The 11,552-nt window shown below is 65.0% G+C and carries 12 protein-coding genes; all 12 read right to left on the bottom strand.

Annotation, left to right across the window (positions count from 1 at the left end; all coding sequences use genetic code 11):
* Positions 1-123: 123 nt before the first annotated feature.
* Positions 124-648, bottom strand: a complete 525-nt coding sequence (locus H2O75_RS05300) for a transcription antitermination factor NusB (protein ID WP_182174634.1) — start codon at positions 646-648, stop codon at positions 124-126.
* Positions 648-1,211 (bottom strand): elongation factor P, encoded by a 564-nt coding sequence (gene efp / locus H2O75_RS05295; protein ID WP_182174630.1) that lies wholly within the window; start codon positions 1,209-1,211, stop codon positions 648-650. Before efp ends, H2O75_RS05300 begins: the two co-directional genes overlap by 1 nt.
* Before the next feature lie 190 nt (positions 1,212-1,401).
* A complete protein-coding gene (locus H2O75_RS05290; protein WP_182174627.1) occupies positions 1,402-1,911 on the bottom strand; it encodes a shikimate kinase in 510 nt (169 codons plus the stop codon).
* Entirely contained in the window at positions 1,908-3,458 is a 1,551-nt protein-coding gene (gene aroB, locus H2O75_RS05285) for a 3-dehydroquinate synthase (protein ID WP_182174624.1), read from the bottom strand. Before aroB ends, H2O75_RS05290 begins: the two co-directional genes overlap by 4 nt.
* On the bottom strand, positions 3,455-4,657 hold the full coding sequence (gene aroC, locus H2O75_RS05280) for a chorismate synthase (protein ID WP_220462831.1): 1,203 nt from the start codon (positions 4,655-4,657) through the stop codon (positions 3,455-3,457). The genes aroB and aroC overlap by 4 nt, the downstream gene beginning before the upstream one ends.
* Positions 4,658-4,686: 29 nt before the next feature.
* Positions 4,687-5,211 (bottom strand): prepilin peptidase, encoded by a 525-nt coding sequence (locus H2O75_RS05275; RefSeq protein WP_220462797.1) that lies wholly within the window; start codon positions 5,209-5,211, stop codon positions 4,687-4,689.
* 14 nt (positions 5,212-5,225) lie between these two features.
* Complete coding sequence (locus tag H2O75_RS05270) at positions 5,226-6,062, bottom strand: shikimate dehydrogenase family protein (protein WP_182174615.1); 837 nt, start codon at positions 6,060-6,062, stop codon at positions 5,226-5,228.
* Positions 6,059-7,228: an endolytic transglycosylase MltG gene (gene mltG, locus H2O75_RS05265; protein WP_182174612.1), complete on the bottom strand. Its 1,170-nt coding sequence runs from the start codon at positions 7,226-7,228 to the stop codon at positions 6,059-6,061. Before mltG ends, H2O75_RS05270 begins: the two co-directional genes overlap by 4 nt.
* Entirely contained in the window at positions 7,229-7,699 is a 471-nt protein-coding gene (gene ruvX / locus H2O75_RS05260) for a Holliday junction resolvase RuvX (RefSeq protein WP_182174609.1), read from the bottom strand. It lies immediately after the preceding gene.
* A gap of 2 nt (positions 7,700-7,701) precedes the next feature.
* Positions 7,702-10,371, bottom strand: coding sequence for an alanine--tRNA ligase (alaS, locus tag H2O75_RS05255; protein WP_182174606.1), 2,670 nt, complete (start codon positions 10,369-10,371; stop codon positions 7,702-7,704).
* Positions 10,372-10,478: 107 nt separating this feature from the next.
* Positions 10,479-10,820, bottom strand: coding sequence for a DUF948 domain-containing protein (locus H2O75_RS05250; protein ID WP_204736381.1), 342 nt, complete (start codon positions 10,818-10,820; stop codon positions 10,479-10,481).
* Between the two features lie 61 nt (positions 10,821-10,881).
* The gene (gene rpsD / locus H2O75_RS05245) at positions 10,882-11,502 is read right to left on the bottom strand and encodes a 30S ribosomal protein S4 (RefSeq protein WP_182174602.1); all 621 of its coding nucleotides are present in this window, start codon (positions 11,500-11,502) and stop codon (positions 10,882-10,884) included.
* Between the last annotated feature and the right edge of the window lie 50 nt (positions 11,503-11,552).

Genomic DNA, 11,552 nt, shown 5'->3' with positions numbered 1-11,552 from the left:
CTGGGCCTCCTTGCCGCCTCACCGGACGGTAGTTAAAGGAGATCCGACCCGGATAGGCCGGACCCGGTATTCAGTTATCAGGGCGTGAACCCCAGCCGCGGCGATCGTGCCGCGGACGTTGTGTCAGTCAGCAGACTCGGCCGAGACAGCCGAAGCCGATTCCGCCGACTCAGCGGGCGATCCCGCCGAGACTCCGGACGGTGCCACGGGAACCGTGTCGTGAGCCTTCGTCTCGCCCGTCAGGCTTTCCTTCGTGCGGTGGAAGACGGCTGTGATGAAGCCGATCGACTTGTCGTTGCCGAGTTCGCGGACGATCTCCGAATAGTCGCGGATCGCCTCGGCCACATTCGTGCCGCCGTAGTAGATCTCGCCGACGCCGAGCCGCAGCACGGCGCGGTCGATCGAGGAGAGCCTGCGCAGACCGAACTTCGAATAGTCATCGATCATGCCGTCGATCTCATACAGGTGATCGGCGACGAGGTCGACGAGGTCCACCCCGAGCTTCTGGATGGGGACCTGGTGGGTCGATACTTCTTGGCGTTCAGCGAGAAGCTCGCGGAGCAGGCCGGGGACGAGGATGTCCTTCTGCTCGGCCTCGAAGATGACGTCGAGGGCCCGCTTGCGCTGAGTGAGACCTTTGCGAGCCACTATTCTGAAGCGCGACCGAGGTAGTCGCCCGTGCGGGTATCGACCTTGACCTTGGTGTTCTCATTGAGGAACAGGGGAACCTGGATCTCGTAGCCGGTCTCGAGCGTGGCGGGCTTCGTGCCGGCCGAGGAGCGATCTCCCTGCAGGCCGGGCTCCGTGTATGTGATCTCGAGGACGACGGAGGTGGGCAGCTCGATGAAGAGAACGGTGCCCTCGTGCGTCGCGACGATCGCGGTCTGGTTCTCGAGGAGGAAGTTCTTCGCATCCCCCACGACCTCGGGGCTGATGTTCAGCTGGTCGTAGGTCTCGAGGTCCATGAAGACGTAGTCGGTGCCGTCGTTGTACAGGAACTGCATGTCGCGGCGGTCCACCGTCGCGGTCTCGACCTTGACACCCGCGTTGAGCGTGCGGTCGATGATCTTGCCGGAGAGGACGTTCTTGAGCTTGGTGCGGACGAACGCCGGGCCCTTGCCGGGCTTGACGTGCTGGAACTCGATGACAGACCACAACTGGTTGTCGATGACGAGCACCATGCCGTTCTTGAGATCGTTCGATGTAGCCACAAAAACTCCTTAAGTTAAGACACCCACACATTACCCGTTCGGGCAACCGCCGCCCAAGTGCGCCTGGCCGATGTGAGAGAGACAGCATACCGCGACCCCCGCATCGCATCCCGCCCGGCAGTGCCCGCTCGCCCGCACAGTAGAACAGACAAAGACCTCGAGCGGAGCGTTCGGCGATCGAGAGGAAGGCTCAGACGAGACGGTCGGCCAGGGCCTCCCAGTCCCCCGCGGACGTATCGAGAGTCGTGGCGTGCTCCTCGTAGAGGGGCGTGCGGTCTTTGAGCTGGGTGAGATACATGGATCGGGGCGAGCCGATCGCGAGAGAGCGCGGCACGTTGAGACCGCTCCTGTTCATCAGCTCCTTCGCACCGGCCGTGAGGAACACCTTCGTGGCACCCTCGGCCACGAGCTCGGCGACGCGCTCACGGACGGCCCTCCCCCGATCATCTCCCTCACGATTGCCGAGGGCTCCCGATCCGAGGACGACCACATCGCACGGGGCGGAGAGTGCTGCGAGTGCAGCATCCTGCTCCGCCTGCGCATAGTGGGCCGGCCCGCGGGTGATGGCGATATCGGCAAGTGACATGCCTTCGCGCTCCTCGACAAGGTCGGTTGACTGGGTGATGGTGAGTCCGCGTCCGTCGAGGACGCGGACGATCTCGTCAACGCCGTTGCCGGGTGGGCCAACAAGGATGATCATGCGCCTATCTCCTCCCAGGAGCGGTCGATCTGTTCGTCGGTCGGTTCGACGATGATGGGATTGCCCTGGCCGTCGAGCAGAACGAACCGGAGCCTGCCGGAGCGGACCTTCTTGTCCGAGAGCATGGCGCGGCGGAGTTCGTCTCGCATTCCCGCACGGTACGTGACGGGCAGGCCGACACGGCGGAAGGATTCGCGGTGCTCCTCCACGAGATCCGGATATCCCGCCTCACGGGCAAGGGCCGCCGCGAACACGGAACCGATGGCGACGGCCTCCCCGTGCCGTATCCCGAAGTTCTCGACCTTCTCGATAGCGTGGGCAAGGGTGTGGCCGTAGTTGAGGAACTCACGGCTGCCTGCCTCGCGGAAGTCTTCCGTGACGATCCGAGCCTTGACGGAGATCGAGCGGACGATCGCATCGCTGAGCTGGCTGCTGCCCGGATGTCGGAGGGCGGCCGGGTCGAGGTCGAGGATGGTCCGATCTGCGATCCACCCACATTTGATGACCTCCCCGAGGCCCGCGGTCAGCTCCTCGGCAGGAAGCGACCGCAGGGAGTCGAGATCGGCGATCACGGCGACGGGCTTGTGGAAGGCACCGACAAGGTTCTTCCCCGCGGGAGTGTCGATCCCCGTCTTGCCGCCCACCGCAGCATCGACCATGCCGAGAAGAGAGGTGGGGACCTGGATGAGGTCGACACCGCGCAGCCACGTGGCGGCGATAAAGCCCGCCAGGTCGGTTGTCGCTCCCCCGCCCAGGCCGACGATGACACCATCGCGGCCCATCTGCATCGCACCCAGCCTGTCCCAGGCGCGCACGAGCTCGCCCGAATGCTTCTGCTGCTCCCCCGCCGGCACCTCGTGGCGTTTGGTGGGGATGCCGCGGCTGATCATATCGGCCTGGATCTCCTCGGCCCGCCCGGTCAGGGCCGGCGGGTGCACGATCAGTGCGGAGGAGGCTGTTGCGGCCGCCTGGGCGACACGGCCCATGAGGTTGTGCCCCACGTGGACTGCGTATTCGCCCACATCGATCGAGACGCAGTCCGCCTGGAGCCGTTCGCTGAGCTCTCGCGCCAGCCGCGACGGGGGCCGATTGTCCGTCTTCACGGTCATGGCGGCAACCTGTTCGTAGAGCGGTTCGCGTTCGGCACGCAGAAGAGCCAGGGTTCGTTCCGGATCATCGGAGAGCAGCGGGCGTCGGGAGGGATGACGGGTGACCCGTTCGAGGAGCACCTGCTGATCCCCGGTGATGAGGACGACACGGTGCCCGCGCAGCGCCTTCCGCACGCCAGGGGTGGTCACTGCGCCCCCGCCGAGAGCGAGAACTCCGGAGAAGGACCCCAGCGCATCGACGATCGTGCGCTCTTCGAGGGCACGGAAGCCCGCTTCACCGCGCTCCTCAAAGATCTCGGGAATGCTCCGCCCTGCCGCATCGACGATGAGATCGTCACTGTCCGCCGCGCGGAGGCCGAGAAGCTCAGCGACCTGGTGTGCCATGGTCGACTTGCCGGACCCGGGAAGGCCGACGAACACAGCGTAGGGGCGGGTCATGAGAGAGTGCCCGGGCGGGACGACAGGTAGCCGACAAGGTTGCGGCGCACCTCGGCAACAGAATCGCCGCCGGTCTTCTCGAGCAGCGCCTCGGCAAGCGTGAGGGCGACCATGGCTTCGGCGATCACGGCGGCCGGGACAACGGCGGACGTGTCGGAGCGCTGGTGGATCGCGGTCGATTCCTCACCCGTCACGACATCGATCGTGGACAGGGCGCGGGGCACGGTCGAGATCGGCTTGATCGCTGCACGCACACGCAGCACTTCACCGTTGGACATGCCGCCCTCCGTGCCGCCGGCACGGTTGGTCCTGCGGACGATCCGACCATCGCGGAGCGTGATCTCGTCATGGGCTTCGGAACCCCTGCGTGTCGCCGTCGTGAAGCCGTCTCCGACTTCGACGCCCTTGACCGCCTGGATGGACATGAGGGCCTGGGCGAGACGAGCATCGAGGCGCGCCTGCCCGGAGATGTAGGAGCCGAGACCGGGAGGCATGCCGTAGGCGAGAACCTCGACGACGCCGCCGAGAGTGTCGCCGTCCTTCGTGGCGCGGCGGATCTCCTCCTGCATCGCCTCCGACGTCTCGGGGTCGAAGCAGCGTGCCGGATCCTCATCGAGGCGTGCCGTATCGCCCGGCCACGGCTTCTCAGCATCCTCGGGCACCTCGACGGAGCCGATGCCGACAACGTGGGAGACGAGCTGTATGCCTGCGGCCTGGTCGAGGAAGCGGGACGCGATCTCACCGAGGGCAACGCGGGTTGCTGTTTCGCGTGCGGATGCTCGCTCGAGCACCGGCCGAGCATCGTCGAAGCCGTATTTCATCATGCCGACCAGGTCCGCGTGCCCGGGGCGGGGGCGGGTGAGCTTCTTGTTGCGGGAGATCTCCCGCTCATCGCCCGTCCCAGCATCGATGAGGAGGTCGGAGGGATCGACCGGGTCGGGGCTCATGACCTTCGTCCACTTCGGCCATTCGGAGTTGCGGATCACGAGGGCGATCGGGGAACCGATCGTCAGCCCGTGGCGGATCCCGGACAGGATCTCCAGCTCGTCCTTCTCAAACTTCTGTCTCGAGCCTCGGCCGGCTCCCAGGCGACGCCGCGCAAGAGCGGCGCTAATGTCCGAGCTTTGTACTTCGATCCCCGCGGGCAGTCCTTCGACAACCCCGACGAGGGCGGGCCCATGTGATTCTCCAGCAGTCATCCACAGCATGGGTCTATCTTGCCAGAGTTTCAGATGAGACCGGTTGCCAGTATCGCGCCCGCGATCATCGCCGGGCCGTAGGGGGCGGCGCGGCGGCCGCGAGAAAGCGCCACCATCATCCACAGGGCACCGATGATCGCTGTGAGTACGGCGGCCACGCCCAATGCCTGCCATCCGAACGGAAGGAGCCATCCGCCGAGAACGGCGGCCAGCTTGACGTCGCCGAAGCCGAGCTGCCCGCGTGTCACCATGCGGGTGATCGCGAAGAGGCAGAAGCCGATACTGGCTCCCACGGCCGCGAGGAGGAAGAAGAACACTCCGACTGCCAGCTCCGACGTGGCACCGATGATGATGGGATGGAGGGCGACCACCGTGGCGGCGACGATCATCCAGGGATCGGGCAGGTAGGAGGTGCGGGCGTCGATGATCGCGAGCACGCCGAGAACGGCGAACAGCACGCAGGCCACGATCGGGGTGGCAGGGAAGTGAGCGTCCCGGGTGGCGGCGAGGCCGAGCAGTGCGCCGATAAGGCCGGCCGCGGCGAGCTGCCACACCGGCACTCCCCGTGTCATCGCCTGCCCAGCTCCGCGAGCAGGGCCTCCCTCATCGCCCCCACATCGGGAGTCCGATTCGTGAACAGACGCACCTGTGAGACTGCCTGATGGAGGAGCATCGCCCATCCGGGCACGATCCTGGCGCCGCGATTCTCCGCGGCGCGGACGAGGGCGGACGGCCACGGATGGTAGATGACATCGAGGAGCGCGAGACCCGACAGGTCGGGCGCTTCGTGGTCGATGCGGGCGGCCAGATCATCGGCCACCCCGGCCGGGAGAGTCGACACGAGCAGCCCCGTGCCGGCAAGGGCAGGCACGATGTCATCGCTGAGCTTGACGAGCCTCGGGCTGAGACCCATGCGCGATGCTGCGGCCACGGCCGAACCCGGTCCGCCGTGATTGCGGGCAGCCAGAGTGATGTGGTCCTTGATGCCGAGCTCGACGCAGGAGGCCAGCGCCGAGGACGCGGTGGCCCTGGCCCCGAGGATCATCGCCGATGGTGTCTCGATCGCCCCGACCTCGCGCACAGCCTGGGCGATGCCGTACACGTCCGTGTTGAAGCCGACCGTGAGATCGTTCGTCGCCTGATAGCAGAGCGTGTTCACTGCTCCCACGGTCTTCGCGAGACCGTCGACGAAGTCGAGATGCTCGATGACGACCTGCTTGAGCGGCATCGTCAGCGACAGTCCCACCCATGTTTCGTCCATCAGCCCCACAAGAGAGCCGATGTCTTCCGCCTTCGTGGGGCAGCGGCCGTAGTCGATGTCGACATCGAGCGAGGCGTAGGCGGCGCGATGGAGGGCGGGCGAGAGGGAATGGTCGATCGGATATCCGGCTACTCCAGCCTTCACTCGTCTCCCTCCGTGCTCGAGCCGTAATCGGGGTTCTCGGCCAGCCACTGATCGAGCAGCAGCTTGTTCGCGTTGTGCTCCTCGAGTGTGGCCGCGAAGAGGGTCTCCCCCGTGTACAGGTCGACCGTGACGAAGTAGAGCCAGTCGCCGTCGGCCGGGTTGAGCATGGCCTGGATCGCCTCGCTGCCGGGGGAGCCGATCGGTGTGGGCGGAAGCCCGGCATAAAGGTACGTGTTGTACGGGTTGTCGTTGTCGAGCTCGGCGCGGGTGGGGATGCCTCCGGACTTACCGACTCCGTACAGCACGGTCGAGTCCATCTGCAGCCGCCCGTTGACGGAGGCCGTATCGACGAGCCTGTTCTCGATCACGCGAGCCACCTGCGCATAGTACTGGCTCTGATTGACTTCGCGTTCAAGGATCGAGGCCTTGATGAGGAGCTCCTGGCGGTTCTCGCTCGGAACATCGAGGCCGTCGAGTTCGGTGACGCGAGCGGAGATAAAGGTTCCCAGGACGTCATGGGCGGGAGTGTCGGGGCTGACCATGTAGGTTCCGGGCTTGTACCAGCCCTCGACCTTGCCGCCGGCTTCGGCCGGAAGTCCGATCGCTTCGACGTTCTCGGACGCGGCGACGACGTCCTCGATCGGGAGATCCATGAGGTTCGCGACCCGCTCATGGACCTGGGTACGGGTGAAGCCCTCCGGGATCGTGATGTTGATGTCGATCCTCTGACCGCCATGATCCTTGAGCAGGGCGACGGCGCGGGCGCCCGAGATCCGGGTGGGAAGCTCATACGTGCCGGGCTGGATGCTGCCAGCACCCTGATCCGCATTGAAGGCGTTGATAAAGGCTTCTCGAGACTTGACGACCTCGGCGTTCGTGAGAATCGTGGCCATGTCCGCCCCCGTCGAGCCCTCGGGGATCGTCACCTGGACAGGATCGCCCTCCTCACCGTCCGCATAGTCCTCGACCCCTTCGCTGAAGATGTCGGAGATCGGACTGTCGCTCATCCACGCACGAATGTTGGGGAGCACAGTGACGGTGACGCCGGCCAGGACCGCGAAGATCACGGCGAAGACAGCAGCTGTTCGCACGCGGCGACGCCGGCGCTTCTCCTTCACCTGGCTCGGTGTCGGCGCATCGCTGAAAGCGTCGAATATGTCCCCCATCTAGGAACCCTTTCTGCTCACCTGTTCGCCAGCGGGCTCCCCGGTCTTCTCTTCGATCTCCAGGGCCAGCTCGAGAATCAGGACGGCGGAGACCTGGTCGACGACTGCGCGATGGCTGCGCATCGACCGTCCGGCCTCATGCAACGTTCTGTGGGCGCTGACCGTTGTCAGCCTCTCATCAACCAAACGTACCGTAATGTCACGATGACGTAACGCTACTTGTCTCGCGAATTTCCGCGCATCTTTCGCCGAATAGCCCTCGGTGCCGTCCATATTCTTTGGCAGACCGACGATGATCTCCATCGGGCGATACTCATCGATGAGATCGTCCACGTCATCGATGTGACCATCCCCACGCTTATCGCGGTACAGGGTTTCAACCGGTGTGCAGAGGATCGACTCCTCATCGCAGGAGGCGACGCCGATGCGCGCCCGGCCCACATCGAAGGCCAGGCGCACACCGCGTCTCATGCTCAGAGCGCGCTCGCTACCGCAGCGGCCGCGTCAGCGATCTTCGAGGCGTCCTGTCCCCCGCCCTGGGCGACATCGTCCTTGCCGCCACCGCCGCCGCCGAGGATGCCGGAGGCAACCTTGACGAGAGCGCCTGCTTTGGCTCCCTTGTCGCGTGCGGCAGCATTCGTGGCGATGACGACCGTGGGGCGTCCCTTGGACTGCCCGAAGATCGCGACGACGGCAGGATCGGACTCGGAGATCTTCGACCGCACGTCGAGTGCGAGCGTCCGGAGGTCATCCCCGCTCGCCCCATCGCCCAGATCCTTCGTCGCGAACAGGATGTCGCCGTGGCGCGTGGCCGAGGAGACGATCTGCTCAGCACCGGCCATGAGCTGTGCTGTGCGCATGGCGGCCAGTTCCTTCTCCGCGGCCTTGAGCCGGTTCATGAGGGCACTGATGCGATCCGGGAGCTCTGTCGTGCGGGCACCGAGCTGGGCGGAGACCTGTGACAGGATCGCCCGTTCCTTGGCGCCCTCGGCATAGGCACCGGCACCGACAAGCGCATCGATCCGGCGGACGCCGGAGCCGATGGAGGCTTCGCCGAGGACGGAGACGAGACCGATGGTGCCTGTCTCCGGCACGTGGGTGCCGGCACACAGCTCCTTCGACCAATCGCCGCCGATGGAGACGACGCGGACAGTATCGCCATACTTCTCACCGAAGAGGGCTGTGGCCCCTGCCCTCTTCGCATCCTCAATGTTCATCTGCTCATCAGATACCACAAGGTTCTCTTGGAGCCTCTGGTTGACCCGTGATTCGATGGCCGCCAGGGTGTCGGCGGGGATCTGCTGGCCGTGGCGGAAGTCGAACCTCATGCGGGACGGAGAGTTCTCCGAACCCGCCTGGGTCGCCTGCTCGCCCAGGTGCTCGTGGAGCGCCTTGTGGACCATGTGTGTGGCCGTGTGTGCACGTGCGATCTGGCCGCGACGATCGACATCGATCTCGGCATGGACGGTGTCCTCGAGGGCGATCGAGCCCTCCGTCAGTGTTCCGCGGTGCACGATGAGTCCCTTGACCGGGGACTGGACGTCATGGACATCGATGATGCCTCCGCCGGACACGGAGATCGTGCCGCGGTCGGCGAGCTGTCCGCCCTGCTCAGCCCAGAACGGAGTCTGGTCGAGGATGATCTCCACATCGGCGGGAGCTTCAGCTGCCGGGCTTGATTGTCCGTTGACGAGAATGCCGATGACACGACCATCCGTCACCGTGTCCGTGTATCCGAGGAACTCGGTCTTGCCTGCGCGTCCGAGCAGCTCGTTGTAGACCTGGACATCGACGTGCCCGGTCTTCTTTGCGAGAGCGTCAGCGCGCGCACGATCCTTCTGCTCCTGCATGAGGGAGGTGAAGCCGTCGGCGTCGACCTCGACGCCGGCCTCCTCCGCCATCTCCAAAGTCAGGTCGATCGGGAACCCGTACGTGTCGTGGAGCGTGAAAGCATCGGAGCCTGCCAGGATGGGCTTGCTGCCGGAAGCCTTGAGCTTCGTGACAGCGCCCTCGAAGATCGCGGTACCGGACTGGAGGGTGCGGCGGAACGCTTCCTCCTCCTCGTAGGCGATCTGGGAGATCCGGTCGAAGTCGGTGGCAAGCTCCGGGTAGGAGGCTGCCATGACGTCCTTCGACACAGGCAGCAGCGCCGGCAGTGCGACCTCGTCGACTCCGAGCAGGCGCACGGAGCGCACGGCACGGCGGATGAGGCGGCGCAGCACGTAGCCGCGACCATCGTTGCCGGGGCGCACGCCATCGCCGATGAGCATGAGGGAGGAGCGCACGTGATCGGCGATGATCCTCATCTTGACGTCATCCTCGACGTTCGAGCCATAGACCTTGCCGGTCAGCACCTCCGTCTGCTGGATGACAGGGAAGACTTCATCGATCTCGTACATGTTCTGCTTGCCCTGGAGCAGGTAGGCGATGCGTTCGAGGCCGGCGCCCGTGTCGATCGACTTCTTGTCGAGCTCGCCGAGGAGCGGATAGTCGGAGCCCTTGCCCTCACCCCTCATGTACTGGTCGAACACGAGGTTCCAGATCTCGAGGTAACGGTCACCGCCCGGATCGATCGTGCCGCCCACAGCATCGGGGCCGAACTCGGGGCCGCGATCGTAATGGATCTCGGCGCAGGGGCCCGCTGGGCCGGGCTGGCCGGTGGACCAGAAGATCTCTTCGCGAGTCAGCTGAACGATGTGCTTGGGATCGAGGCCGATCTTCTTCGTCCACACATCGTAGGTTTCCTGGTCGTTCTCCCAGATCGTCACCCACAGGCGATCGCCGTCCAGGCCGTAGCCGCCCTCATCGACCGAGCTGGTCAGCAGGCCCCACGCGAGATCGATGGCGCCTTCCTTGAAGTAGTCGCCGAACGAGAAGTTGCCGTTCATCTGGAAGAACGTGCCATGGCGGGTTGTCCGGCCCACGTTCTCGATGTCGTTGGTGCGGATGCACTTCTGAACGGAGGCCACGCGCGGCCAGGGAGCCTCTTCCGTTCCCACGATGTAAGGAATAAAGGGAACCATGCCGGCGATGGTGAACAGGATCGAGGGATCCGGGGACACGAGCGGCACCGACTCGGCAATATGGTGGTCGTGCTTACGGAAGTAATCCAGCCAGCGAGTCCGAATTTCAGAAGTACGCATTGTTCCTCTTTGTTATGCCGCGGGACGGGGCACATGGCAACCATTCCGCGGTCCGTGGTGAGCGGAAGCTACTGCTCCCGGCGCGTGCTCAATAACTGCACGCTATTCTAGCGCCCCCGGCGCATCTTTCCGACAAACCTGCGCACCGCAAGGAAGGGTGCGGAGACAGTCGAGGTGATGATCGTCGTCGTGGCCGAAATGTCTTCTGCTGTCCGAGCGGCGGCGGACGTGATCGTGTCGACTCGCTCGAGCTGTGCGTTCGTCCGCGCAACAGTCTCTGCCGCATTGGTCAGGGCGGGGATCGTCTCATCCGTGAGCTTCTCCACCGATGCGGTGAGCTCATCGAAGGTCGATCCGAGCTTCGCCAGAGGGCGGATGAGGAACACGACGAGCACGACGAAGGCGAGTGCGGCGATAAGGGCGGCTATCCCGCCGAGAGTGATCTCCATGGCTGTCTCCTATGAAAGCGAACGCCCCGAGCATATCCTGCCCGGGGCGTCCACACGTAAATCAGCGCGAGTAGTACTCGACGACCAGCTGCACGTCACAGGCAACCGGAACCTCGGCGCGCTTGGGGCGGCGCACGAGCGTGAACTTCAGCTTCTCGAGCTGAACGTCGATGTATTCCGGAGCATCGGGCAGAACGTCACGGTGGACGCCCTGCGCCGCCATGAGGAACTGGTCCGACGCCTGCGAGCGGGCCTTGACCTGGATGACCTGGCCCGGCTTCACCTGGAAGGAGGGACGGTCAACGATCTTGCCGTCAACGAGGATGTGGCGGTGGACGACGACCTGGCGGGCCTGGGCGATCGTGCGGGCGAAGCCTGCACGAAGGACGAGGGCGTCGAGACGCATCTCGAGCAGCTCGACCAGGTTCTCACCGGTCTGGCCCTCGATGCGACGGGCCTCCTCGAACACGGTGCGCAGCTGCGACTCGCGGATACCGTACTGGGCGCGAAGACGCTGCTTCTCCTTGAGACGAACAGAGTAGTCCGAGTCCTTGGTGCGGCCGCGGCCGTGCTCACCGGGACGGTAGGGACGACGCTGCATGTAGCGCTCGGCCTTGGGGGTCAGGGCAATGCCCAGGGCGCGTGAAAGACGCACCTGCTTACGTGAACGTGAATTAGCCATAATTCTCCTGTCGAAATAGTGTGCACATCACGAGTTGGTGATGCGGGGCC

The organism is Flaviflexus equikiangi (assembly GCF_014069875.1).
GTDB classification, from domain to species: domain Bacteria; phylum Actinomycetota; class Actinomycetes; order Actinomycetales; family Actinomycetaceae; genus Flaviflexus; species Flaviflexus equikiangi.
The sequence above is the reverse complement of the archived record's forward strand: the minus strand, read 5'-3'. Positions and strand labels throughout refer to the sequence as shown.

Bases quoted from the DNA above. Each gene is read 5' to 3' on its own strand.
- H2O75_RS05290 (WP_182174627.1), bottom strand. From the start codon at position 1,911: ATGATCATCCTTGTTGGCCCACCCGGCAACGGCGTTGACGAGATCGTC.
- aroB (WP_182174624.1), bottom strand. From the start codon at position 3,458: ATGACCCGCCCCTACGCTGTGTTCGTCGGCCTTCCCGGGTCCGGCAAG.
- aroC (WP_220462831.1), bottom strand. From the start codon at position 4,657: ATGACTGCTGGAGAATCACATGGGCCCGCCCTCGTCGGGGTTGTCGAA.
- mltG (WP_182174612.1), bottom strand. From the start codon at position 7,228: ATGGGGGACATATTCGACGCTTTCAGCGATGCGCCGACACCGAGCCAG.
- ruvX (WP_182174609.1), bottom strand. From the start codon at position 7,699: ATGAGACGCGGTGTGCGCCTGGCCTTCGATGTGGGCCGGGCGCGCATC.
- alaS (WP_182174606.1), bottom strand. From the start codon at position 10,371: ATGCGTACTTCTGAAATTCGGACTCGCTGGCTGGATTACTTCCGTAAG.
- H2O75_RS05250 (WP_204736381.1), bottom strand. From the start codon at position 10,820: ATGGAGATCACTCTCGGCGGGATAGCCGCCCTTATCGCCGCACTCGCC.
- rpsD (WP_182174602.1), bottom strand. From the start codon at position 11,502: ATGGCTAATTCACGTTCACGTAAGCAGGTGCGTCTTTCACGCGCCCTG.